Source organism: Roseovarius nanhaiticus (assembly GCF_900156535.1).
GTDB lineage: Bacteria > Pseudomonadota > Alphaproteobacteria > Rhodobacterales > Rhodobacteraceae > Roseovarius > Roseovarius nanhaiticus.
On sequence record NZ_FTNV01000001.1, the window covers coordinates 1001304 to 1026375 of the forward strand.

Below are 25072 nucleotides of genomic sequence, written 5' to 3' on the forward strand. Positions count from 1 at the left end.
CCCCGGGCGGCGCCGGTACCTTAGCCCTCGTCCTCGGCCTCCAGCGTCAAAGGCACCGGTTTGCTGCGCAGATCGTCGACGCGCAGCGGCTCTTCCGGTTTCGACAGGCGGTTGCGCACAACCCAGTGCAGCCGTTCTTCGGCGCGGGTGATCGCCACATAAGCCAGCCGTTTCCACAGAGGCTGGCCCGCCTCACTGCGGCCCATGCGGGCGGCTGTATAGAGGTCGGGCGCAAAAACCTGGACGTCTTTCCATTGCGAGCCTTGCGCCTTGTGGATCGTGACAGCCGCGCCATGCAGGAACGTCGCGCCCATATTGGCCGCAAAAGGAATGAAAGGCTCTTCTTCGCCCGGTTTCTCGATTTTTACGATCGACGCGGCGCTCAGCTGCGGATCCTCGGCCCCCATGACGTGCAGGCGTGAAAATCCGGGCCGGCGGCCCGGCCCCAGATAAATCACCTGCGCGCCTTTGATCAGCCCGCGCGCCTCCAGATCGAGGCGCTTCTTGCGGTGCTTCAGCGGCAGCTCGATCCCGTCGCAGATCAGTGGCTCGCCCTCCAGCAGCGCATCCAGCGGTGCGTCATGCACCGACCGGAACGCGTTGATCAGCTTGATCCGCGTCACATTGCGCCAGACCAGAACCGGGCTGCGCGCCATCAGATCGACCTCGACACGCTGCGCCCATCGCACCCGGTCATCGCGCTTCGATGCGTCCTCGATCATCCGCTCGAAATCGTGAAATTCCAGCGCCGGATCGGCGAGCGCGTGGGCAAGGTCCAGGATGGGATTGTCCGCGTCCTGACGGTGGATGCGGTGCAGCTCCAGCTTGGCGGGCGCAGGCAGCGCCTCGAATACCATGCCGCCCGTGCTGTTGACCGGCGCCAGCTGCGCCGGATCGCCAAAGAGCAGGAGGGTCGGAAAAATCTCCTTCAGGTCGTCCATCTGGCGCGTGTCCAGCATCGACGCCTCGTCGATGAAGCCGATGTCCAAAGGCTCCTCGCGCCGCTTCCATCCGGTGATGAAATCGCTGCCCTTGAGGCCCGCCGCAGCCAGCGCGCCGGGAATGGATTTGTTGGTCTGGTAGAAAGCAAAGGCGCGGTCCAGCGCGGTCTCGGACAGCTCTTCCATTTCGGGGCGCTCGCCATTGCCGGCCAGCCATTCGGCGATGCGCTCGTATTCGGGGTCGTAGACGGGCGTGTAAAGGATGCGGTGGATCGTCGTCGCGGGCACGCCGCGCATGCGCAGCACGCTTGCTGCCTTGTTCGTCGGCGCGAGGATGGCCAGCGTGCGCCGGTCCTTGCGCTTCTTGCCCTCGTAATCGCCCGAGACGATATCGACGCCCGCCTCCTCCAGCGCGCGGTAAAGCGCGGCCAAGAGCAGCGTCTTGCCCGATCCGGCCTTGCCGATCACGGCCATCACGCTTTGCTTTCCCTCGCGCGGCGGCGTGGTGGTGCCGTTCTCGAGGTCCACACCGGCGACGCGCAACGCCTCGCTGATGCGGTCATGCGCCTCGGCCTGATCGGGCGAATAGGTGACGCTGTTCGTTGCGGTGGTTTGCGGCAATTCTGTCATGCGCGCGACCCTATAGTGGCGCGCATGCAGGGGCCAGAGGCAGACGCATCTCAGATCGTCTGGTCATACTCCCCGACCGATGGCTCGGTGCGGATGACGGCGTCGATATCTGCAAAGATGGCGCGCATCTCAGCCTCGCTCTCGCTGCTTTCGCAGACGACCACCAGATTGGGCGTGTTCGACGATGCCCGCACCAATCCCCAGCTGCCATTATCCAGAATGACGCGCGCGCCGTTCACGGTCACGACCTGCGCGATCTTGCGCCCGGCCAGCGGCATCCCGGCCTCATGCTGCGCGACGAGTTTGGCCACAAGACGGTCCAGCACCTCGTATTTTTCCAGATCCGCGCAATAGGGCGACATTGTGGGCGTGGCCCATGTCATCGGCAGGGCGCGGCGTAAATCGGCCATGGATTTGGTGGGGTTGCGGTCCATCAGCTTGCAGATCTCGACCGCGACGCGCAGGCCGCAATCATAGCCGCGCCCCACAGGCTCGGCCAGGAAGTAGTGACCGGACTTCTCGAACCCCGCCAGCGCGCCGATTTCCTTGACGCGGCGCTTCATATGGCTGTGGCCGGTTTTCCAATAATCCGCTTTGGCGCCATGCGCCTGCAATTCAGGGTCGGACGCGAATAGCCCGGTGGATTTCACATCCGCAACGAAGGTGCTGCCCGGATAGAGCCACGCAAAATCGCGGGCCATGATGACGCCCATCTTGTCGGCGAAAATCTCCTCACCCTCATTGTCCACCACCCCGCAGCGGTCGCCATCGCCGTCGAAGCCAAGTGCGAAATCGGCGCCGGACGCGCGCACGGCATCGGCCATGTCGTGCAGCATCTCCATTGCCTCGGGGTTGGGGTTGTAATGCGGGAAGGTGTAGTCGAGCTCGTTATGCGAAGGCACGACCTCGACGCCCATCCGCGCGAAAAGCTCGGGCGCGAAGGCCGACGCGGTGCCGTTGCCGGTGGCACAGACCACTTTCAGCGGCCGTGTCATCTTGAAGTCACCGACGAGATCGTCGAGATACGCCTCGCGGACGCCCTCCACGAACTCATAGCCGCCACCGGGGCGGGGCCGGCCGCGGCCCTCCAGAACGATGGATTTCAACTCGGACATCTCGTCGGGCCCGTGGGTCAGCGGGCGCTCGAACCCCATCTTGACGCCGGTCCAACCGTTCGGGTTATGCGACGCCGTCACCATGGCGACCGCAGGCGCATCCAGGTGAAACTGTGCGAAATAGGCCATCGGGCTAAGGGCAGGGCCGATATCCAGCACCTTGATCCCGGCCTGCATCAGGCCCAGCATCAGCGCGTTCTTGATGGTGAGCGAGTAATCGCGATAGTCGTTGCCGACGGCGATCACAGGATCGATCCCGCGCGATATCATCTGCGTGCCAAGGCCGAGGCCGAGGGCCGTCATGCCTGGCAGGTTGATCTCCTCGGGGTATTTCCAGCGCGCATCGTACTCACGAAAGCCGGTGGGCGTGATCATGGCGTCGCGCAGGAATTCCCACGTGTTGGGTGTGACGGTCTGGGCTGGTGCTTTCACGCTGGGGTCTCACTTTGCGAAAGGGTGCGCGCGCGGACAGGGCCGCGCGCAAGGTTGGGCGTATTTTTATTGTGGCGCCGGATCAGGACGACACCTGCTCGCGCAGGATCGACGCGGTGAGCGAGATCATCAAGTAGATGCCCGCAAAGACGAGGAACGCCAGGATCGTATTCTCGAACGAGCGGGGATATGACGCGTCCTGCGAGGCGACGGGCCGGACGCTGACGGTCAGATAGCGCACCTGTTTGTTTGCCTCGCTCGAACTCATCCGCTGCGCTTCGAGCGCGCCTTGCAGCACCATGTCGGCGGTCAGAAGATCCGCCTGCGCCATTTGAATATCGGCCGTCTGCGAGGCAAGCGAGGCGTTATCCTCGGTCGCATCCGTCAGGCGTGCGCGCTGCTTGTCGAGCTCGCGCTGGAGCACTTCGATCTCGCTGGTCATCGCCTCGACCCGCGCCTGATTGGGCCGCGCGTTGTTCAACTGCGTGTTCAGGGCCAGCTGCTTTTCCTGCAGCTGCAATTCGACATTGCCGATCAACTGGCGAATGTTGGCGATCTCGCCCTCGGGGTCGAGAACGGTGCCTTCCTGCATGGCGACCAGTTGGCGCTGCGCCTCGCGGCGATCCTCCTTGGCTTTCTCGAGGCTCTCGGTCGAGGAGGCGAGCGCGTCTTCGCGCTTGCGTTTGGACAGATCATCCACGCGCTCCTCGGCGTAATCGATCAGTTTGCGCGAAAATTCGGCGCTGACCTCGGGATCGGCGGTGGAGATCTCCATCCGCAGCACGCCCTCGGTCGGGTCATAGCCGATCTTCATGTATTTCTTGTAAAGCTTGTAGGCTTCTTCGTTGCTGGCATCAGGATCGAGCCGCTGAATAGGGTCAATCCACTCTTGGCTGAAATGTTCGCGAAAGCCCACATCGCGGTCGAGGCGCAGCATCGCGTCCTTGGACAAAAGGTAGGATTGCGTGGCTATCGCGTCCTGCCCCGTGGCGAACTGGCTGGGCAGTTTGAAGCCGCCCATACCGCCGCCGCCGCCGCCGCCATCATTGGACAGGATCAGGAATTCGGACTTGGTCGAATACATCGGCGTCGCGACGGCGTAGTAGTAATACCCTGCCAGCAAGGTGGGCAGGAACACGAAGGCCGCCAGCCGCGTCAGCAGCAGCAGCAGCTTGCGGCGCCGCCGCTTGCCGATATCCTTCTGGATGCGCATGATCTCTTCGCCGCGCCGCTCGGCAGGACTGAGATGGGTCGAGGGCAGGGTGGTTTGCGCCGGCATCGTCTGCGGCAGCTGGACGCGCTGCTGTGCCTCGAGCGCGCGGCCCTTGGCGGGCACCAGATCGCCGATATCACCGTCGTTCTGGTCATTGGCCACCAGTTCGAGGATGCTGGAGCGCTGGAACGGGTCGATCCCACGCTGGCGTAAGAGGCGCACCGCGTCGAAATCCGATGTCGGCGCCAGCGCGTGTTTCTGCGCGACGCGCCGCGCCATGCGCAGCTGGCGGCCCGTCAGGCCCTCGCGGCGGATCTCGTCGATGGTCTGCGCGCTGCCCTCTTCGCGTGGGCTGGACACCTGTCCCTCTCGCGGGGCTGTGTCGGGCGATGTGGCGCGCGGCTCTGTCGCCTCCGAGGTGCTGGCCTCCGAAGGATACGGCCCGCCCTCCTCGCTCAGTGGCGTGCGGCGGATGCGAAATTTTCTAGCCTTGGGTTTCGTAGTCATAAAGCTGCTTGGCCTCTTCCAAGGTGTCGAACATATGTAGCTGGCCGCCCATCAAAACGGCTGCGGACGCCGCGAATTTCTCCAGCACGGCGGGCTGGTGCGACACGATGACGACAGTGGTGGTCGCCAGCCTCTCGCGCAGAATTTCGCCCGCCTTCTTGTTGAACTCGACATCCGTGGACGATGGCATGCCCTCGTCGATCAAATAGATGTCGAAATCCAGAGCCAGCATCAATGCAAAGGTAAAGCGGGATTTCATCCCCGCACTATAGGTGCCCAGCGGCTGGTCGAAATATTCGCCCAGATTGCACATCCAGCGGCAGAATGCTTCGACATAATCGGGATCGAGGCCGTAAAGCCGTGCGATATAGCGGCTGTTCTCCATCGCCGAGATCTTGGAGATGACGCCGCCCATGAAGCCGAGCGGAAAACTGATGCGGCATCCACGCCGGATTTCGCCTTCGTCCGGCTTCTCGAGGCCGGCCATCATGTTGATCAGCGTCGTCTTGCCCGTGCCGTTGGGCGCCAGCACACCCATCGAGCGCCCAAGCTCTACCCGAAAGCTGACCTTTTCCAGGATCACCTTGCGCTGGGTGCCGGTCCAGAAGGACTTGCTGACATTGTCGAACTCGAGCATCTGTGCCCCAAGATATAACTGCTTTGATCGCCCTCTTGAACCGGGGCTTTGACCTTCGCGGCGCGCATATCGCCCACGGCCCTGTTGCGGGCTACCTGATCTTATATACAGGCGTTCAAGGCAGAATTATGCCCTTACCTTAAAAATGTCGTCCCAAAAATACGTTTTTATATGCGTATTTGGAAACAATGCCTGCAGGCTTTGGTGCGTCCGGCTATCCGGATCGGCCATACGCCGCCACTCACCCGGCTGGAAAAGCGGCGCCCGGCGGCCTAGATGCGGCCCATGACCTGCGCTGCCGCCTCCCTTGCCAGCAATATTTCCGCCTGCCGTCTCTGCGCTGCGCGCTTTGCCGCGACGGCGACAGGGCATGCGCCGCGCCCGGTGCCCTGGTTCGCGCCGGGTGCGCGCATGCTGGTCGCCGGGCAGGCGCCTGGCGCGCGTGTCCACGCCTCGGGCGTGCCGTTTGACGATGCCTCTGGCGACCGCTTGCGCGATTGGCTGGGTCTGGACCGCGACGCATTCTACAACCGCGACCGCGTGGCCATCGTGCCGATGGCCTTCTGCTTTCCGGGCTACGATGCGCGGGGCGCGGACCTGCCGCCTCCGCCCGTCTGCCGCGCCACCTGGCACGATGCCGTCATGGGGGCGCTGCCGGAAATTCGTCTGCGCGTGGTGGTCGGCGCCCATGCGCAGCTCTACCATCTGGGCGCGCGCGGCCCGCTGACACAGACGGTCGCCGACTGGCGGGAGCATGCGCCCGAGGTTTTCCCGTTGCCGCACCCGTCCTGGCGCAATACGGGATGGTTGAAGAAAAATCCGTGGTTCGAGGCCGAGGTTCTGCCGGCCCTGCGCGCCCGAGTGAACGAGGTGATGAGCGATGACTGAGACAGCGTTGGACCGCGCCCATGCGGACATGGAAGCCGCCGAGGACGATGGCGGCCCGCGCTTGGCCTTCTACCATTGCCTTGCAGACACATCGCTCTTCGTCCTGCTGACGCAAGAAGCCGACAGCAAAGGCGATCACGTTACGCCGAGGACCTTCGATCTCGAGGGCACGGAATACGCGCTGGCCTTCGACACCGAAGAGCGGCTCGCAGGGTTCGCCGGCGGCGCCGCGCCCTATGCGATGCTTCCGGGGCGCACGCTGGCCGGGATGCTGGCCGGTGCAGGGGCCGGGCTGGGACTTAACCTTGATGCGGCGCCGTCGTCCATCCTCCTGCCGCCCGAGGCGCTGGGATGGCTGGCCGAGACGTTGGGGCAGGGCGGCGGGGCCGAGGCGCATGCCCGCCCCGAGGCCGTCAGCGCGCCTGAGGGCGTGCCGCAGGCTCTGCTGAGTGCGCTGGACGCCAAGCTAGCCCGCGCTGAAGGGCTGGCGAGCCATGCCTGCCTTGCGGGCGCGCGCTATGCAGGCGGCGCGTCGGGCCATGTCCTGATGTTCATCGGCGCGGCGCCGGGGGCCGAAGGCGCGCTGACGCGCGCGGTGTCCGAGGCGCTGACCTTCTCGGGGATCGAGGCGGGCGCACTGGATGTGGGCTTTGCCGAGGCGGGCGGCGCGCTGGCCCAGCGACTGGAGAAGGTCGGCCTGCGCTTTGATCTACCGCGTCCCTCGTCCCCGCTTCAGCGGGCGGCGCCAGGCTCGGACCCGTCGAGGCCGCCGCGATTGAAGTGAGGATGTTTTTGTTTGAATAGCGCCAGACGAGGGCCGGCCGATCCCGGCGGGCTGCGCGTTGCGATTGCGCATTGCCTCAAAGGCGTGGGAAGGCCTCGCTGGCATAAAACGCGCAAGACAGAAGTCGTGGCGCCATCCCTCAGGTAGGCGCACGTCCGGCTCATCAAAGTGTCACAGCAAAACTGCGGAATCTGTCCGCCTAGTACCCCAGCTTGGGGTCCACCAGATGCAGGAAAGGCTCGCCTGCCTCGCCGCGACGTATATTCTCGGCGATGACGCGGCTGGCGGTTTCGTCCCGCGTTTCGGACGCGATATGCGGCGTGACGGTGACCGAGGGATGCGCCCAATAAGGGTGCTCGGGCGGTAGTGGCTCGGTGCGAAAAACATCCAGCGTCGCATGTGCGATGCGGCCCTCGTCCAGCGCCGCCAAAAGCGCGTCATCGTCGATCAACGGACCGCGGCCCGGATTGATGATCACCGCGCCGCGCGGCATTTGGGCGATGCGCTCGGCGTTCAGCACGTTTTCGGTATCGGCCGTCTTGGGCAAGAGCAATACAAGGATTTCAGCCGTTCCGAGAGCCTCCGCCAGCCCTTCCTCGCCAGCAAGGCAGCGGATGCCGGGCAGATCCTTTTGCGATCGGCTCCAGCCCGTCACGTCGAAGCCGAGATAACGCAGCGCGTCCGCGCATTCAGCGCCCAGCTCGCCCAGACCGAGGATGCTCACCCGGCGCTCTTCGGCAAGGGGCGGGATGTCCTTGCGCCATTTCCCGTCTTGTCCGTGGATATGCGCGTCCATCCCCAAGTGATGGCGCAGCACATGGCCCGTCACCCACTCGACCATGCCGCGCGTCAGCCCGTGATCGACCATGCGCGCTAGTGGCATGTGAAGGGTCGGATTGCCTATGATGTTCTCGACTCCGGCCCAAAGGTTCAGCGCAGCCTTGCAGTTTCTGTAGGGCGCGAAATCCTGCACCGGGCCATTCGGCGCGACCACCATGTAATCGACGGCCTCGGGCGCGATGTCGCGCGACAGAACGTAATCGGTGATCCCGGCCCCCTCCAGCGCGCGGCGCAAAGGCGCCTCATACTGCGCCCACCGCTCTTCCTTGGCGGCGAAAAGAATCTGAACTGTCATGGGGTCTTACCTCGGCTTGTGGACATGTGCGCTCTGGACCATGCCGAAACCGATCATGAGGATCAACATCGCCGAGCCGCCGTAGCTGACCAAGGGCAGGGGCACACCCACGACGGGCGCAAGGCCCATGACCATCGACATGTTGACCGCAAAGAAGAGGAAAAATGTCGCCGCGATGCCCAAAGTCAGGAGCGACGAGAACCGATCGCGGTTTGTCATGGCGGTGCTGACGCAAAAGACGATGATCAGCGCGTATAGCCCCAAGAGCGAGATCGCGCCGATAAAGCCAAATTCCTCGGCCAGCGTCGTAAAGATGAAATCCGTGTGCTTTTCGGGCAGGAAGTTCAGCCGCGATTGCGTGCCCTGCATGAAGCCGCGCCCTGTCCAGCCGCCGGACCCCAATGCGATCTTGGACTGCGTGATGTGATAGCCCGCCCCCAAGGGATCGCTGGACGGGTCCAGGAACGTGTCGATCCGGCGGAACTGATAATCGGCCAGGAGTTGCCAATCGGTGCCCCGGCTTTTGAACACAGCCGTGACAAGGCCGATGCCGGCGGCAATCACGGCCGTAAAATAGGCCCAATGGACACCGGCCAGAAACATCATCCCGCCGCCCGCCGTGATCAGCAGGATCGACGTGCCAAGGTCAGGCTGTTTCAGCACCAGATAGACCGGGATCAAGATCAGCGCGACAGGGATCAGCACCCAGATCGGGCGCGAGGTCTTGTGCAGGGGCAACCAGTCGTAATAGGCCGCAAGCAGCATCACCAGCGTGATTTTCATCAGCTCTGATGGTTGCAGGCGGATAAAGCCCAGATCGATCCAGCGCTGCGCACCCATGCCGACGCTTCCGAAAAACTCGACCGCCACCAGCAGGGCCAGTGACACCGCATAGGCCAGGCCCGCGATATTGCGCCAGAACCAGATCGGCACCATCGCCGCGATCAGCATGGCGGCAAAGCCGACGCCAAAGCGTTTCATCTGCGGGTCCATCCACGGCGTACGCGATCCGCCTGCGACGGAATAGAGCATCAGGAACCCGACGCAGGCCACCGCTGCCAAAAGCACGGCAAGCGGCCAGTTAAGATAGAGCACCTTGCGCAGTCCCGTGGGTACGCTTTTGACCGAATACTCCAGATAGCTCATGCGCGATCGCTCGGCTTGGGGCCGTGATGCGGGCGCGCATCGCGCAGCTGTTCCTGCTGGGTTTTGATCCGGCCCCGGTCAGCGGTGGGATACGCCTCAAGCGGGGGATCGCCCTGGTAGAGTGCCTGCAGCGTGATGTCGCGTGCGATGGGGGCTGCAACAGAAGATCCGCCACCGCCATGTTCGACGACTACGGCCACGGCCACGCGGGGATTGTCGAAAGGTGCATAATCGACGAAGAGCGCATGATCGCGCCGCTCCCAAGGCAGATCCTCGTTGCGGCGCACGCCCTGCGCGCGCTCGGCTGCGGTGATGTTGCGCACCTGGCTGGTGCCGGTTTTGCCGGCCATGCGCATGCCCTCGGCCACGATGCGGCTGCGATAGGCGGTGCCGCGCTTGTTGTTCGACACGTCATACATCGCGCGGCGCACGTTGCGCAGGTTGTTCTCGTTGATGCCCATGTCGTCGCCGTGCCCTGTCGGCGTTTCCACGCCGCCCACGGATTTGATGAGGCGCGGCGTCACGGCGCGGCCAGTGGCCAGCCGGGCGGTCATCACGGCCAGTTGCAGCGGCGAGGTCAGCACGAAACCCTGACCGATGGAGGCGTTGACGCTGTCGCCGATCACCCATTCGGCGCCGCGTGCGCTGCGCTTCCAATCCTTGTCGGGGATCAGGCCCTCGGCCACGCTGGTCATGGGCAAATCATGCATCACTCCAAGCCCGAGGCGGCGCGCCATCGCGCTGATCTTCTCGATGCCGGTGCGCAGGGCCATTTCGTAGAAATAGACGTCGCAACTCTCGCGCAGGGCGCCCGAGAGGTCCATATTGCCATGGCCGGCCCGCTTCCAGCAGTGAAAGCGCCGCCCGCTGACCTCGAGGTGGCCGGGGCAATAAACCGTATCCTCGGCAGTGGCATTGCCATCCTCCAGCGCGGCGAGGGCGGTCACCATCTTGAAGGTCGAGCCGGGTGGATAGATGCCCTGGATCGCCTTGTTTGGCAGGGGGCGATATTTGTTCTCAAGCAGTGCGTTGTAGTCGCTGACGGAAATGCCGCGCACAAAGAGATTGCTGTCAAAGCCGGGGGTCGACACGCTGGCAAGGACATCGCCGCTGGCGCAATCCATGACCACGGCAGCAGCACTCTCGCCCGCGAGGCGGGCGTGGATGTAGGACTGAAGATTGCTATCGGTGGTGATCTGAACATCGCGGCCCGGCTCGCCCTCGCGGCGGTCCAATTCGCGCATGACGCGGCCCGCAGCGTTCTGCTCGATCCGCTTGGTGCCGGCCTTGCCGCGCAGAAGGTCCTCCTGCATCGCCTCCAGCCCGACCTTGCCGATCTGGAACCGCGGGATCAAAAGCAGCTGATCCGGTGCCTCGATCTTTTCGAGATCGTAATCACTGACCGGGCCGACATAGCCCAGAACATGCGCGTATTCCTGATCCATCGGATAGCGCCGTGACAGGCCCACCTCGGGGCGCACGCCGGGCAGGGCGGGTGCGTTCACCGCAACGCGGCTCAGCTCTTCCCAGCTGACGCGGTCTGCGATGGTGACGGGGTGCACGCGGCTGCGGCGCATTTCCTCGCGGGCACGCGCCAGCTCTTCGGGGTCGAGATGAATCAGGCGGCCCAGCCGCGCGATCGTATCCTCGACATCGCCCGCATCCTCGCGGTCCAGCATGATGCGGTAGCTGGGCACGTTCTCGGCCACGACCAGGCCGTTACGATCAAAGATCTGGCCGCGCGCAGGCGGAATCAGCCGGATCTTGATTCGGTTTTCTTCGGCCAGCAGACGGAACTGGTCGGCCTGATCCACCTGCAGATGGCGCATGCGCCAGGCCAGCAACCCCATGAAGCCGACCTGACCCGCGCCCAGAATCAGGCCGCGCCGCGTGATGCGCCGCTGACTGACTGCCGTATCGCGTGTCTGACGTTTCATATGCGTCCTCTTCCACCTTCGCTGGGCCGGGCCTTGCGCACGCCAAGGAGCAGCGACGAGGCCAGTACCACCAAGGGATAACATAGCACCGTCATCGCCATTTGCATCAAGCTGAGCCCCAATGGCGCCTGCGGCACCAGCAAAACGGCAAGGCTCAGCCGATAAAGCAGCGTGACGCCCAGTGTCACGACCCCGACAACCAGCCATTCTGGGCCGAAGCCCATATCGCGCAAGCCCGGCGCGCGGGCCTTCAGCGTCTCACAGCCCAGAACAACCAGCGCCGCCCAAAGACCGGGGGGACGTTGAAACATGATATCGGCCACCAGCACCACGATCGCAACCAGCAGCGCGGGCGCGTATGCGGGGCGCCGCAATACCCAGGCAAAGGCCAGAGCAGTGATAAGATCCGGCCCCGCCCAGCCCGGAGGCAACGTATCAAGAGGAAGAAGCCGCCAAAAGATCACCAGCGCACAGAGCGCGGCGAAAAGGCCACGCATGGCCCATAAATGACCGCGCGACGCCTCAGTCACCGGACGCCTCGCCGGTCGGCAGGCTGGTCTCGTCGCTCAGGGCGCTGGCCTCGTTTTCGGCCTCGGGCGGCTGGGGCAGCGCGTCGGGGGCAATCAGGTCGCCGGTATCGTCGATGCGCGTGCCGCCGTGATCGCGCAGGACGCGCAGAAACTCCAGCCGCTCGTAATCGGCGGCGAGGCGCAGGCGCAGGCGCCCGCCGGGATCCTGCGCGACCTGCCCCACCAGAAGGCCCGCCGGAAACACCCCGCCATCGCCCGACGTGATGACCCTGTCGCCGGGGCGCACGCGGCCGGCATCCTCCAAAAAGTCGATGGGCGGCGCGGCGGTATTGTCCCCGAGGATCAGCGCGCGCTGGCCCGAGGGCTGCACGGTCACGGGAATACGGCTGGACGTGTCGGTCAGCAGGATCACGCGCGAGGAATTGTCGCCCACGCCCGAGATGCGCCCGACAAGACCCAACCCGTCCATCGCCGCCCAGCCATCGACGATGCCGTCCCGCGCGCCGACATTCAGGAGCACCGACTGGCGAAAGGGCGAGCCGCTATCGGCGGTAACGACGCCAGTGACATAGGTCAGCCGCGGATCGAGCCGCACGTTGTTCAGATCCAGCAACCGCGCGTTCTCCTGCTCCAGCTGAAGTGCGGCCTCTTTCCATGCCTGCATCTGCTGCAACTCGCGGCGCAGCTCCTGGTTTTGGCTGTAGATGCGCTGATAGCTCTGAAAATCGCGCAGCAGGTTCACGGTGCCCGTGACGGGCGCCATCGCCCAATCCAGATTGGGCACGACCGCGTCTATGACAGCGGCGCGAAACCGCTCGACTCGCGGGCTGTCGATCCGCCAGAGCAGGAAGAGGCCCAGAAGGCAGACGACGAGCACGCCCAGCAGCAGCCGCTTGAGCGGGCCGGCATAGTCATCCGATTGTTTGCGATCCTTGGCCAAACGGGGATCCCTGCGATCTGTGGCACCGCGCCCCGGCAGGCGGCGGCACGGCGCGGGCGCGGTTAGCTGTCGTAATCTATGGCGTGACGGAGCTGTTTTTCAAACTCAAGCGCCTTGCCGGTGCCAAGCGCCACGCAATTCAGGCTCTCGTCGGCGATGCTGACGGCAAGGCCGGTCTGCTCGCGCAGCGCGAGGTCCAGATCGCCCAGAAGCGCGCCGCCCCCGGTCAGCATGACGCCCCGGTCCACGATATCGGCAGCCAGATCCGGCGGTGTCGCCTCGAGTGCGGTCATCACAGCCTCGCAGATCTGCTGCACCGGCTCCGAGAGCGCCTCGGCCACCTGGGCCTGGCTGATCTCGGTTTCCTTCGGCACGCCGTTCAGCAGATCGCGGCCCCGGATCTTCATCGTCTCGCCGCGCCCGTCATCGGGCATGCGCGCGGTGCCGATCGAGGTCTTGATGCGCTCGGCGGTGGCGTCGCCGATCAGGAGGTTCTGCTGGCGGCGCAGGTAGTTGATGATTGCCTCGTCCATGCGGTCGCCGCCGACGCGGACCGAGCGGGCATAGACGATGTCACCCAGCGACAGGACGGCCACCTCGGTCGTGCCGCCGCCGATATCGACCACCATGTTGCCGGTGGGGTCGGTGATGGGCATGCCCGCGCCGATGGCGGCCGCGATGGGCTCGGCTATCAGGCCCGCGCGGCGGGCGCCGGCGCTCAGCACCGACTGGCGGATCGCGCGTTTCTCGACCGGCGTGGCGCCATGCGGTACGCAGACGATGATCTTGGGCTTGGAGAAAGTCGTGCGCTTGTGAACCTTGCGGATGAAATGCTTGATCATCGCCTCGGCAGTGTCGAAATCCGCGATGACGCCCTCGCGCATCGGGCGGATCGCCTCGATGCTGCCCGGTGTGCGGCCCAGCATCAGCTTGGCATCCTCGCCCACGGCCAGCACTTTGCGCACGCCATCCTTGACGTGGTAGGCGACGACCGAAGGCTCCGACAGGATGATCCCGCGTCCCTTGACGTAGACCAGCGTGTTGGCCGTGCCGAGGTCGATGGCCATGTCCGAGGTGAACATCCCCGGAATTCTGCTGAGTATGGACATGGAAGGCGGTGTCCTGCTTGCTGATGTAAACACTAAAAAGCGACTCTCGGCCGCTGGTATCCAGCCCTTATAGAGAGGGGCAGGGCGCGGTTAAAGGCCCAGTTTTGCACGTGTCAGCGTCAATTCGCCGGAATCCGGCCAACATGCCGGGCTTGAGCGCCGGACCGCCCCGCGCTACGCCTTGGGCAGGGAAACGCCGGGGGAATTCGAGCGATGTTTGTGATAATCGGGTTGGTGCTTGCCTTCGTGCTGATCCTTATCTTCTCGAATACGCGCACCCGGCAATGTCGCTGGCGCGAGGATCGCACCCGCGACACGGATGGCGAGCGGTATTACCATTGTATGAATTGCGGCCACGAGGCCTGGACCGACACCGGCAAGCCCCCGGGGATCTGCCTTGCGACCGCGCGGGGCAAATGACGCGCGCCATGAAAGGATGCCCATGACACAGCCTGCCCCGTTACAGCCATCGGATGCGGACACGCGCCGAAACGTGCCGCCCGTCATCTGCTATCCGAACCAGACGCTGCCCATTCCCGATCTGAACCTGTACGCTAGGGCGCGGGACGGTGCGGAAAAGGTGGCCGAACTGCGCGTCGCGCCGCGGGATGCGGGCTGTTTTCGCGCCCCGGCGGGGCATTTCTTCCGCATCACGTCGGTCGAGGGGCCGCAGGTGGGCGATCTCAATCTGTGGCACGCGGATGATCTGGCCGAGCGATTCTACTCCGGCAAGACGCGCGCGCTGCACGGCACGCATATCACGCGCGGTCAGCGGATGTGGTCGGGCTTTCCCTATCTGCGCCCTATGGCGACGATCACGCATGACAGCTTGGAATGGTACGGCATCGACCAATATGGCGGGTCGGTCCATGATGTGATCGGCACGCGCTGTGACCCCTATACGCACAATCTGCTGGCGGGCGGGCAGTATCACCATTGCTGCCATTCCAACCTCACCCGCGCCTTGGCGGATGAGACGGGCCTGCCATTGCACGAGGCCGAGCGCCATGTCCATGACGTGCTCAACGTCTTCATGTGCACCGGATTTACCCGCGACACGGGGCAGTACTTCATGAAGGCCAGCCCCGTTCGCCCCGGTGACTGCCTTGAATTTTTTGCCGAAATTGACCTTTTGGGCGCGCTCAGCGCCTGTCCCGGCGGCGATTGCTCGGCCCAGCATTCCAGCGATGCCGCCGCGTGCCATCCGCTGCTGGTCGAGGTTTTTGCCCCTGCGCCCGGCGCTTTGGATGGCTGGTCCAGCCCTGCGCCGAGCGGCTATGACCGTAGCCACGGGCGCGGCGCATGATCGGCTATGCGCCCGGCCAGGATGTCGGCCCGCTTGAGGAATGGCCGCTGGACAATCCCGCCAGCGATTACGTGATCCAGCGCGGCGCGCCGCGCACCTATGGTCGGATCGATGCGGGCGGGCCGGGGCATGAGACGCGGTTTGGCATCTGGCATTGCACGGCCGGGGCGTTTGACTGCACCGAGCAGGGCGACGAGCTGATGACGATCCTGGAAGGGGCTTGCCGCCTGACGGAGCACGCAACCGGCGAAACGCGCGATCTGGCCGCGGGCGACAGCCTGTTCGTGCGCGACGGCAGCCGAGTCACCTGGGACGTGGCCAACAGCGTGACAAAAGTGTTCCTTGGCCACAAACCGGATGGGTACTGACGGCGCAGCGGCGCGCGTCTAGCCGGCCAATGCCTGTAATGCCGCATCCATTGGTGCGAGGGCCAGTGCCTTACCGTTCTTCTGATGACGCGTCAGCATTCGCCGCAGGCGCGCACCGCGCGCGGGGCAAGGGCGCGCCATGGTCTCGGAAAGGCTTTGCGCGCCCAGTCGCGCCTTGATAACCGCGATTTCGCTCAGCGCCTGCGCACCCAACGCGTCCCGCGCATGGGGACCCAAAAGCAGGCTTTCGCAGCGCAGTCCGTTGGCAAAAATCACTTCATGTCGATCGAAAAGCAGGTGGTGAAAGATCACGCGCCGCCCGGCAGGATACGGCGCGATCCCCTTGCAGGGCGCCAGCTTCTTGGCGGGTACGAAAATCTCTTCCTCGCCGAACATCCGCTGCGTGATGGGCGAGCCGATGCAGATGCGATGCTGGGGCGAGACGATCAGATCGCGCGTGGGCAGGCCATGGCCCATCGCGCCCGCCACGATGCAGATGGGCGTGACGCGCGACTGCTCCGGCCACGCCCCCGCCAGCACCTGCACCCCGTGCCAGCGCAGCGGCTGCAAGCCATGATCGGCGGTCAAGACCATGTGTCCGGGCCGCAACCGCTCGACCGGAAGGGGGCCGCCCGCGGTCTCGATCAAGGTGCCTGAGACAAAGCAGACGACATTGGTCGTCTCAACATTACCGGTTTTCGCGGGGGCGCTGGCCGTATTCAGCGTGTCGTTGCCCAAGCCGCCATCCAACTCCTTGATAGTGGCATCATTGGCGATGAAGATCCGGTCATTCCCATCGCCCGTCTTGACCTTGTTCGCAGTGGCGTCGTCGTCCATGCGGAGAGTATCATTGCCCGCGCCGGTATCGATATCGGTGAAAGTCGCCTTGTCGCCGACGATCAGGATATCGTCCGCCTCGCCCAAGGTGAACAAGTCCGTGGTGGTGAAGTGATCGCCCAGCGTGATCGTATTGGGCCCCTTGGCCGAGCCGTCCAGCTTCTCGATGGTGATGCCGTCGCCGCCGTCGATCATGAGGCCATCGGCGGATTTGGCGTCGATCTTGATATTGGACAGATCGACATTGTCCGCGATGGTCATCGTCGGGGTCACGTTCTCGGCGAACTTTATGTCGAAATCATTGGGGTTGCTGCTGTCGATGCGCAGCTCGAAATCCACCTTGCCGCCCGCACTCTGGAATTCGATCTTGTCGGCGGCGGTAGGGGACAGGATGAATACATCCCCGTCCTGCACCTTGATCGCGCCTCCGGCCGGGATCTCGTTCGGGCCAAGGTTCGGTTTGTCATAACCCACGATCGTGTAGGTGGGCATCAGTGCGCGTCCCCGCGCATTGCGCCCTGCGGGGCGGTGTCAGACTGTTCGTGGTCCTTCATCCCATGTCTCCAAATGGCACCCCGCACGGGCGCCGACTGCGAAAGTTATCGGTTCGGCCTGCCGCTGGTCACCCATCCCGGCACGATCGATCCCGCCGTCTCAGACACAGGTCTCGCACGCAAAGCTGAACCGGCGCTTAAATCGCGCTGGCTCGGCCCTGACTTTCGGCACAGGATTTGCGGAAGACTTTAAGAAAAGATGCTGTAATCGCGGCGCGTGCCACGGGCTGCGCGCGCCGTCAGCAATTTACGCTTCGGGAGCCTCAAGCGCAAATTTCAGGCTGACCTGCAGCCCGTCCGAAGAGGAGGCGACCTCCAGTTCGGCCCCCAGCTCGGCGCTGATGACCTGCGTGATCAGCGTGCCCAATCCCCCTTTGGACGTATCCACGTCCTTCGGCAGGCCCGGCCCGGTATCGGAGCAGGTCACGCGCAGCGTGTCGGGCAAATCCCCATGGGCGATGCTTATGGTAACGCGCCCCGTTCGGCCGTCCGAGAATGCATGTTTATACGAATTGGCCACGAATTCGTTGACCAGCGTACCGACGGCCACCACCTGCCCAGCAGGCGCATCGCAATCCTCGGCCTTTAGCGACAGATGCACACCCGGCGGCGCCACATGCGCCATATTCCGGCACATCTCTTTCAAGTAGGCGCTCAGATCCACCAGCATCCGGTCGCTGGTCCGGTAAAGTTGGCTGTGCAGCCGCGCCACCGCCTCGATCCGTGATTGCACGGTTTGCAACGCGCGCTGCGCCTCTTTGTGCTGCGCACGGCGCAACTGGATGCTGACGAGCGAGGACAGCGATTGCAGGGAGTTCTTGACCCGGTGATCGACCTCTTGCCGTAGCAGCGTGTTGGCCGACAGGGCGCGGCGCATGTCCAACTGAGCCATCACCTGCCGCGCCAGCACGCGCAGCGCATCGCGCTGCATCTGGTTGAGTGTGCGGGGGGCGTAATCCAGAACGCACAGCGTGCCGAGCGGCAGGCCGTCTTCGGATTTCAGGATCGCGCCCGCATAGAAGCGCAGTCCGGGATGCCCGTTGCACAGCGGATTATCGGCCATGCGCGGGTCTTTGAGCGTATCGGGGATCTCGACGAAATCTTCCTCAAGGATGACATGGCTGCAGATCGAGGTTTGCAGCGGTGTCTCGCGCACGCCAAGGCCGACTTCGGCCTTGAACCACTGGCGGTCTGCATCGATCAGATTGACCACCGAGATCGCCGTGCCGCAGATCTTCGATGCCAGTTGCGCGATATCGTCGAAATCCGTCTCACGCTCGCTATCGAGTATGTCGTAGCTGTGCAGCCGCTCCAGCCGGTCTTTCTGTCTGGGGTGGGGCTTTGCTTCCACGGCACTGTCCTGGTGATGCGCGGCGCCCTTGCGGGGCCCCTGGGTGATGGGCTTTGGCGTGGGCGAGAAGTGCCAGCGTATAATGGGCTGGATTTTGCCGCGAGGCGCGTAAATGGGCAAGGGCGGAATGGATAGGGCCCCGGACTGGTCGTCCGGGGCCCTTGATCTTTTGCCTTGTGGTCGCGGACCGCCTAGTGGGCGTGGCCCTTGTCCCAGTCTTCCCGCTTGGGAAGCTGCTCGAACGTATGCTCGGGCGGCGGGCTGGGCAGGGTCCATTCCAGTGTGTCCGCATACTCGTTCCACGGGTTCGCCTCGGTCGAGCGGCGGCCGTAGAACAGCGCATAGAGGATCACGCCGAAGAAGAACACGAAGCTGGCAAAGCTGAGGAACGCACCGATCGAGGACCAGTAGTTCCAGGTTGCGAAGGCTTCGGGGTAGTCGATGTAGCGGCGGGGCATGCCCTGACGGCCCAGGAAGTGCTGGGGGAAGAATGTCAGGTTGGCGCCGATGAACATCGTCCAGAAGTGCAGCTTGCCCGCCCATTCAGGATACATGCGGCCCGTCATCTTGGGGAAGTAGAAGTAGACCCCTGCGAAGATGGCGAAGACGGCACCGAGGCTCATCACATAGTGGAAGTGTGCCACGACATAGTAGGTGTCATGATAGGCACGGTCGATACCGGCCTGCGACAGCACGATACCCGTCACGCCGCCCACGGTGAAGAGGAAGAGGAAGCCGAACGCCCAGAGCATGGGTGTCTTGAACTCGATCGAGCCACCCCACATCGTCGCGATCCAGCTGAACACCTTCACGCCCGTCGGCACCGCGATCACCATCGTTGCCAGCATGAAGTAGGACTGCTGCGTCAGCGACATGCCCACAGTGTACATGTGGTGCGCCCAGACGACAAAGCCCAGCGCGCCAATGGCGATCAGCGCCCAGACCATCGGCAGGTAGCCAAAGATCGGCTTGCGCGAGAAGGTGGCGATGACGTGGCTGATGATGCCGAAGCCCGGAAGGATGATGATGTAGACCTCGGGGTGACCGAAGAACCACAGAATATGCTGGTACAGCACCGGATCACCACCACCTGCGGGATCAAAGAAGGTCGTCCCGAAGTTGCGGTCCGTCAGCAGCATCGTGATCGCACCCGCCAGAACCGGAAGGCTCAGCAGGATCAGCCAGCCGGTGACGAAGATCGACCACGAAAAGAGCGGCACCTTGAACAGGCTCATGCCCGGCGCGCGCATATTGAGGAACGTCGTGATGATGTTGATCGCGCCGAGGATCGAGCTGGCGCCCGAGACGTGTACGGCAAAGATCGCGAGGTCCATCGAGATGCCCGGCGAACTGGTCGACAGCGGCGGATAGAGAACCCAGCCCACCCCGGCACCCAGCGCGCCATTGCTGCCACCCGGCGTCAGCATCGAGGCCACGCCCAGCGACGTGCCGGCAACGTAGAGCCAGTAGCTGAGGTTGTTCAGCCGCGGGAACGCCATATCGGGCGCGCCGATCTGCAGCGGCATGAAGTAGTTGCCGAAACCGCCGAAGAGGGCGGGAATCACCACGAAGAACATCATCAGCACGCCGTGATACGTGATCATCACGTTCCACAGGTGGCCGTCAGGCGTACAGGTCGCGGCGGCATCCGCGATGAAACGCGCGCCTTCCTGGCACATGTACTGAACGCCCGGCTCCATGAGCTCGAGACGCATGTAGATGGTGAAAAGAACCGATAGCAGGCCGACAAGCGCCGACGTGATCAGGTAAAGGATACCGATATCCTTGTGGTTCGTGGACATGAACCACCGTGTGAAGAACCCGCGTTCATCCTGGTGGTCGTGGCCATGAATGGCTGCATCTGCCATATGTGCCTCCTGCTGGAATGGGTCCGGCCGCGCACCGCAATAGGCGCATTGCAGCCGGGAATGCTGACGCCCGTTTTAATGCGCGATGCTGGGGGCGGCAACGCCCTAGGTGGTGATCTTGCAAATTAAATTGTCGCACCCCCATTCGATTGGCGGGCTGCAAAATGCACTTTCTGCAGGCGTCGTTCGCCTTCTTCAGCGCACGTTCGCGCATGGGCCGCAGCCCTCGTGCCGGATGTCGCAGACAGCGTCACAGCAGCGCCGTTCTGCGTGGCGCGGCTTGCTTCGCTAGGGCGGGTGACAAAAACCTGCGCCGTTTCTTTCGTGTGTTTGGCTATCCCAACTGCCAGTAAATACAGGGTATCGGACGGCGCCCGGTCCAATCCGGGCCGGGGTTACTCCAAAAAACTCACCAAAAAAATGCGGCGCGCGGGAACTGATCTCGATCAGTGTGTGTTGTGACCCCAAGCGACGCAGCGCCTTGCACCACCGCAGGGAACGCGTTGTCTGAAAAGTAATTAGGAGTTTGAAATGACCAACTTTCGCAAGCTGACCACCGCCGCCGCCGCCCTGACCGTGGGTACCCTGATGTCGACCGGCGCGATGGCGATGACATGTGGCGAGTACAACGCAATGGCCGCCGAGGACCAGCTGTCGGCACGCGCCGAGATGGGCCGCGAAGGCGCCCGCGACATGGCGACCGGCGAAGACTCGACCGAAGCAGGCGTCGCGACCGAGCAAGCCAACGACGATGGCACCAAGAATGACGACGCCGGCAAAGAAGGCCGCGACGACATGGCGCGCGGTGATGACGAAGCTTATGCAGCCTCGATCGTTGAGCACTGCAAAGGCGGCGACGACCTGATGGTCAAGGATGCGATGCACCCGACCGCAGGCTAAACTGTCAGCAGGCTAATCGAGGCCCGCGATCCCACCCGGATCGCGGGCTTTTTGCTGCGCGGCTCGACCACACGCGCGCGGTCAGTCGCCGAATATCTCTGCGAATCTCTTGCGCAGGGCGACATCGACATCGGCCATTGTGACTGGCAGGCCCAAGTCAACGAGGCTGGTCACGCCGTGCTGCGCGATGCCGCAAGGCACGATCCCGCTGAAATGCTCCAGATCCGGCTCGACGTTGATCGAAATGCCGTGAAAGCTGATCCATTTGCGCAGGCGCACACCGATCGCGGCGATTTTGTCCTCGGGTGGGATGCCGTCGGGGCCAAGCGGCTTGTCCTCCCGCGTTACCCAGACACCGACGCGACCATCCCGCAACTCGCCTTTCACGTTGAACTCGTCCAGCACCGCGATCACCCACGCTTCCAGTTGCGCGACGAAGGCACGTACGTCGCGTCCTCGCATGCCGACGTTCAGCATAACGTAAATCACACGCTGGCCGGGGCCGTGATAGGTGTATTGGCCGCCGCGCCGTGCATCATGCACAGGGAATCGGTTCGGCGTCAGCAGATCCTCGGGCCGCGCCGAGGTGCCCGAAGTATAGAGTGGCGGATGCTCCAGCAGCCAGATCAGCTCGGGCGCGGTGCCGGCCGCGATCTCGGCCACGCGAGCCTCCATCTCGGCAACGGCGTCTTCATAGCCTGTAAGGCCCGGCGATATTTTCCACTCTATCATGGGCGGCGTGATACCCCAGCGCAGCACGATGGAAAAGCGCCGGATGCGACGCGAGCGCGCTCTTTGCCGAAGCGGGGAATTTGCTCTTCACAAACCTGTCCAGAGGCGCTAAACGCCGGGACACACCATGACAGTGCGGTCGTGGCGGAATGGTAGACGCGCAGCGTTGAGGTCGCTGTGGGGTAAAACCCGTGGAAGTTCGAGTCTTCTCGACCGCACCAATGGTGAATTTGGCTTTGCAAAATTCACCTCCTCAAACCGACCCCAAGCATGCACGACCAGCGGCAGGCGCTTTGCGCAGTGAAATGCCGTGAGCGGATTCTCACCAGCACCTCTCTCTATTTCCTCCCTTGTGGCGCACCTGTCTCCATCGCTAAGCATGCGGGCCTGTCATGGCCGCGAGGAAAGCTGCCGCATATGCGCATCTCCGTCATCATCTCGGCCCTCGTCGCCGTCCTCGTGGGTTTCGGCGGCTCGGTCGCCATTATTCTGTCCGCGGCGGATGCGCTGGGCGCTAGCGAGGGGCAGAAGGCGACCTGGGTCACGGTCCTTTGCCTGTCGATGATGGCGACCACGGCGATTCTCAGCATTCGCCATCGCCTGCCAATCGTCACCGCCTGGTCCACGCCCGGCGCTGCCGTGCTGGCCGGAGTTACGGCGACCTCAATGGAGGTGGCGGCGGGCGCCTTCGTCATCGCGGCGCTCATGCTGATCGCGACCGGCCTCATCCCCGCGCTTGAGCGCGCGGTGGCGCGCATACCGGGCGAGGTGGCCTCGGCCATGCTGGCCGGAGTCCTTTTCAGCTTCGTCGCGCAGGCCGCGCGGGTCATCCCGGGGGCGGAGGCGCTGGTGCTGCCGCTTCTCGCACTTTTCTTTGTGGTGCGCGCCTTCTCTCCGATCTGGGCCGTGCTGGCGGTGCTGGCGGTCGGCGTGCCGTTGGCGATCGGCCTCGGTATGGCGCAACCGGTCTGGCAGGGTGGGCTGCCGCCCATGGCGCTGATCAGGCCCGAATGGAACGCAGGCGCGGTGCTTGGCGTCGCGATCCCGCTCTATCTGGTGACGATGGCGTCGCAGAACCTGCCGGGCTTTGCGGTCTTGCGCGCGGCAGGCTATCCGGTGCCGGGGCGCTCGATCCTGACGGTGACGGGCCTCGCCTCGCTCGTCTCGGCGGCGTGGGGCGCGCACAGTATTAACCTGGCCGCTATTACCGCATCCATCTGCACCGGGCCGGACGCGCATCCCGATCCCGCGAAGCGCTGGCTGACCGGCCCGGTCTATGCGGCGGGCTATACGGCCATTGCGGTGGTGGCGATGCCGCTCGTGCTCCTCTTCGCCAGCTTTCCGCCCGCCCTCATTGCCGTGGTCGCGGGCGCCGCGCTGCTTGGTCCCTTCATCGGATCACTCAGCGGGGCGCTGGCCAGTGGCCGACATGCCGCGCCCGCCGCCGTCACATTCGTCGTGACGGCCTCCGGCCTCAGCCTGATGGGCGTCGGGGCTGCCTTCTGGGGGTTGGTCGCAGGGCTTGGTCTGGTCGCGGTCGAGGCCGCGCGGGACCGTCTTCGCCGGGGCTGAATGCTGCCAAGACTCCGCTTGCGCCGGGGCGCCCGCACCCCTAGAAAGCCTTTGATTTTGACCGCCGCGGACGCCTCCGCGGCCCGAATGCAATGGATAAGGACGAACAATGCAGGTCACCGAGACCCAGAACGAAGGCCTCAAGCGCGCCTACACGATGCTCCTCACCGCTCAGGAGCTGGACGCCAAGGTCATGGACAAGCTGAAAGAAGCGCAGCCCGACGTCGAGATGAAGGGCTTTCGCAAGGGCAAGGTGCCGCTGGCCCTGCTCAAGAAGAACTTCGGCCAGCGCGTGCTGGGCGAGGCCATGCAAGAGGCCGTCGATGACGCCATGAAGGCGCATTTCGCCGAAGCAGGCGTGCGCCCCGCCGCCGAGCCGGCGATGAAGATGACCAACGAGGATTGGAAAGAGGGCGACGACGTCGAGGTCGAGATGTCCTACGAGGCGCTGCCCGAGATCCCCGAACTGGACCTTGGCAAGATCAAGCTGGAGCGTCTGAAGGTCGTTCCCGATGATGCCGCTGTCGATGAGGCGCTCAAGAACCTCGCGTCGAACGCGCAGGATTTCGAGGACCGCAAGAAAGGCTCCAAGGCCAAGGACGGCGATCAGATCACGATGGATTTCGTCGGCAAGGTCGATGGCGAAGCCTTTGACGGCGGCTCGGCCGAGGATTACCCGCTGGTTCTGGGCTCGAACAGCTTCATCCCCGGCTTCGAAGAGCAGTTGGTGGGCGTGAAGGCCGATGAGGAAAAGGACGTCACCGTCAACTTCCCCGAGGACTACCAGGCCGAGCACCTGGCCGGCAAAGAGGCTGTCTTCAGCTGCACCATCAAGGCCGTGAAGGCGCCCAAGGATGCCGAGATCGACGACGAGCTGGCCAAGAAATTCGGCGCCGAGGATCTCGATGCGCTGAAGGGTCAGATCCGCGAGCGGCTCGAGGCCGAGTATGGCAGCGCCGCCCGCGCCGTCATGAAGCGCGCCATGCTGGACGAGCTGGACAAGATGGTCAGCTTCGAGCTGCCGCCCTCGATGGTCGAGCAGGAAGCCAAGCAGATCGCGCATCAGCTGTGGCATGACGACAATCCCGACGTTCAGGGCCACGATCACCCCGAGATCGAGACCACGGACGAGCACAACAAGCTGGCCGAGCGCCGCGTGCGTCTGGGCCTTCTGCTGGCCGAACTGGGCCAGCGCGCCGAGATCCAGGTGACCGATCAGGAAATGACGCAAGCCATCATGGAGCAGGCCCGCCAGTATCCGGGCCAAGAGCGTCAGTTCTTCGAGTTCATCCAGCAGAACCAGCAGATGCAGCAGCAGATGCGCGCGCCGATCTTCGAGGACAAGGTCATCGACTACGTCGCCGAGCAGGCGAAGGTGACCGAGAAAGAGGTCACCAAGGCCGAGCTGGAGAGAGAGATCGAGAAGCTGGACGACGAGGCGTAAGCGCCTCTCGAGTCAGCGGGAATTCGAAAGGGCGGGTCGCTGGATCCGCCCTTATTTCGTTAAGGGATGAAGCCTGCGGCGAATATCGGCTTCGAGCCCGTACTTTACGATGCCGCAAATTGCGTAAACGGTGGCTTTCAACTCTAAGCGGGTGTCGAATCTGTGAGCGTATTACCTTAACAAATCGCGCGCATTC

Annotated in this window: 22 protein-coding genes and 1 tRNA gene; 9 read left to right on the forward strand and 14 right to left on the reverse strand. The window is 63.9% G+C overall.

The genetic code is table 11. The features are described from left to right. Positions 1-20: 20 nt before the first annotated feature. From BW975_RS04810 to BW975_RS04825, 4 genes are all read right to left on the reverse strand, one after another. Entirely contained in the window at positions 21-1571 is a 1551-nt protein-coding gene (locus BW975_RS04810; RefSeq protein WP_076531446.1) for an ATP-dependent DNA helicase, read from the reverse strand. Positions 1572-1621: 50 nt separating this feature from the next. Next, complete coding sequence (locus BW975_RS04815; RefSeq protein WP_076533396.1) at positions 1622-3061, reverse strand: phosphomannomutase/phosphoglucomutase; 1440 nt, start codon at positions 3059-3061, stop codon at positions 1622-1624. A gap of 139 nt (positions 3062-3200) precedes the next feature. Continuing rightward, the gene (locus tag BW975_RS04820; protein WP_076531448.1) at positions 3201-4838 is read right to left on the reverse strand and encodes a KpsE/RkpR family capsule polysaccharide export protein; all 1638 of its coding nucleotides are present in this window, start codon (positions 4836-4838) and stop codon (positions 3201-3203) included. Beyond that, complete coding sequence (locus BW975_RS04825; protein ID WP_076531450.1) at positions 4816-5475, reverse strand: ABC transporter ATP-binding protein; 660 nt, start codon at positions 5473-5475, stop codon at positions 4816-4818. The genes BW975_RS04820 and BW975_RS04825 overlap by 23 nt, the downstream gene beginning before the upstream one ends. Positions 5476-5760: 285 nt before the next feature. On the opposite strand from BW975_RS04825, the gene BW975_RS04830 reads away from it, so the two are divergent. Then, positions 5761-6363 (forward strand): uracil-DNA glycosylase family protein, encoded by a 603-nt coding sequence (locus BW975_RS04830; protein ID WP_076531452.1) that lies wholly within the window; start codon positions 5761-5763, stop codon positions 6361-6363. Beyond that, entirely contained in the window at positions 6356-7147 is a 792-nt protein-coding gene (locus BW975_RS04835; RefSeq protein ID WP_076531454.1) for an SseB family protein, read from the forward strand. The genes BW975_RS04830 and BW975_RS04835 overlap by 8 nt, the downstream gene beginning before the upstream one ends. Before the next feature lie 199 nt (positions 7148-7346). On the opposite strand, the gene BW975_RS04840 is transcribed toward BW975_RS04835, so the two are convergent. The 6 genes from BW975_RS04840 to BW975_RS04865 form a co-directional block, all read right to left on the reverse strand. Continuing rightward, on the reverse strand, positions 7347-8282 hold the full coding sequence (locus BW975_RS04840) for a 2-hydroxyacid dehydrogenase (RefSeq protein WP_076531456.1): 936 nt from the start codon (positions 8280-8282) through the stop codon (positions 7347-7349). A gap of 6 nt (positions 8283-8288) precedes the next feature. Then, the gene (gene rodA, locus BW975_RS04845) at positions 8289-9428 is read right to left on the reverse strand and encodes a rod shape-determining protein RodA (RefSeq protein WP_076531458.1); all 1140 of its coding nucleotides are present in this window, start codon (positions 9426-9428) and stop codon (positions 8289-8291) included. Then, positions 9425-11365: a penicillin-binding protein 2 gene (mrdA, locus tag BW975_RS04850; RefSeq protein ID WP_076531460.1), complete on the reverse strand. Its 1941-nt coding sequence runs from the start codon at positions 11363-11365 to the stop codon at positions 9425-9427. Before mrdA ends, rodA begins: the two co-directional genes overlap by 4 nt. After that, a complete protein-coding gene (locus BW975_RS04855) occupies positions 11362-11862 on the reverse strand; it encodes a rod shape-determining protein MreD (protein ID WP_076531462.1) in 501 nt (166 codons plus the stop codon). The genes mrdA and BW975_RS04855 overlap by 4 nt, the downstream gene beginning before the upstream one ends. 25 nt (positions 11863-11887) lie before the next feature. Continuing rightward, on the reverse strand, positions 11888-12835 hold the full coding sequence (mreC, locus tag BW975_RS04860; RefSeq protein ID WP_076531465.1) for a rod shape-determining protein MreC: 948 nt from the start codon (positions 12833-12835) through the stop codon (positions 11888-11890). Positions 12836-12897: 62 nt separating this feature from the next. After that, complete coding sequence (locus BW975_RS04865) at positions 12898-13944, reverse strand: rod shape-determining protein (protein ID WP_076531468.1); 1047 nt, start codon at positions 13942-13944, stop codon at positions 12898-12900. Between the two features lie 213 nt (positions 13945-14157). Here BW975_RS04865 and BW975_RS04870 point away from each other — a divergent pair, with 213 nt between their 5' ends. The 3 genes from BW975_RS04870 to BW975_RS04880 are packed head-to-tail and all read left to right on the forward strand — an operon-like array spanning position 14158 to position 15618. Beyond that, positions 14158-14364 (forward strand): hypothetical protein, encoded by a 207-nt coding sequence (locus tag BW975_RS04870; protein WP_076531470.1) that lies wholly within the window; start codon positions 14158-14160, stop codon positions 14362-14364. Positions 14365-14386: 22 nt separating this feature from the next. After that, positions 14387-15250 carry an urea carboxylase-associated family protein gene (locus tag BW975_RS04875; RefSeq protein ID WP_418314299.1) on the forward strand — a complete coding sequence of 288 codons (864 nt, stop codon included), beginning with the start codon at positions 14387-14389 and terminating at the stop codon, positions 15248-15250. Further along, entirely contained in the window at positions 15247-15618 is a 372-nt protein-coding gene (locus BW975_RS04880) for a cupin domain-containing protein (RefSeq protein ID WP_076531476.1), read from the forward strand. The genes BW975_RS04875 and BW975_RS04880 overlap by 4 nt, the downstream gene beginning before the upstream one ends. An 18-nt stretch (positions 15619-15636) precedes the next feature. Here the strand turns inward: BW975_RS04880 and BW975_RS04885 are convergent, their stop codons facing one another. The 3 genes from BW975_RS04885 to ctaD all read right to left on the reverse strand — a co-directional run bounded on the left by BW975_RS04885 (position 15637) and on the right by ctaD (position 20228). Beyond that, a complete protein-coding gene (locus BW975_RS04885) occupies positions 15637-16947 on the reverse strand; it encodes a Hint domain-containing protein (protein ID WP_076531478.1) in 1311 nt (436 codons plus the stop codon). A gap of 309 nt (positions 16948-17256) precedes the next feature. Beyond that, positions 17257-18360, reverse strand: a complete 1104-nt coding sequence (locus BW975_RS04890) for a histidine kinase dimerization/phosphoacceptor domain -containing protein (protein WP_076531480.1) — start codon at positions 18358-18360, stop codon at positions 17257-17259. Between the two features lie 191 nt (positions 18361-18551). Further along, positions 18552-20228 (reverse strand): cytochrome c oxidase subunit I, encoded by a 1677-nt coding sequence (gene ctaD / locus BW975_RS04895; RefSeq protein WP_076531482.1) that lies wholly within the window; start codon positions 20226-20228, stop codon positions 18552-18554. Positions 20229-20759: 531 nt separating this feature from the next. Here ctaD and BW975_RS04900 point away from each other — a divergent pair. Then, complete coding sequence (locus BW975_RS04900; RefSeq protein WP_076531484.1) at positions 20760-21128, forward strand: hypothetical protein; 369 nt, start codon at positions 20760-20762, stop codon at positions 21126-21128. Positions 21129-21209: 81 nt separating this feature from the next. Here BW975_RS04900 and lipB read toward each other — a convergent pair whose 3' ends face one another. Next, positions 21210-21860 carry a lipoyl(octanoyl) transferase LipB gene (gene lipB, locus BW975_RS04905; RefSeq protein ID WP_076533398.1) on the reverse strand — a complete coding sequence of 217 codons (651 nt, stop codon included), beginning with the start codon at positions 21858-21860 and terminating at the stop codon, positions 21210-21212. 135 nt (positions 21861-21995) lie between these two features. Between lipB and BW975_RS04910 the strand changes: the two genes are divergently transcribed. The 3 genes from BW975_RS04910 to tig all read left to right on the forward strand — a co-directional run bounded on the left by BW975_RS04910 (position 21996) and on the right by tig (position 24876). Then, positions 21996-22081, forward strand: a tRNA-Leu gene (locus BW975_RS04910). A gap of 196 nt (positions 22082-22277) precedes the next feature. After that, entirely contained in the window at positions 22278-23432 is a 1155-nt protein-coding gene (locus BW975_RS04915; RefSeq protein WP_076531486.1) for a benzoate/H(+) symporter BenE family transporter, read from the forward strand. Positions 23433-23541: 109 nt separating this feature from the next. After that, positions 23542-24876 (forward strand): trigger factor, encoded by a 1335-nt coding sequence (gene tig, locus BW975_RS04920; RefSeq protein ID WP_076531488.1) that lies wholly within the window; start codon positions 23542-23544, stop codon positions 24874-24876. Positions 24877-25072 lie beyond the last annotated feature (196 nt).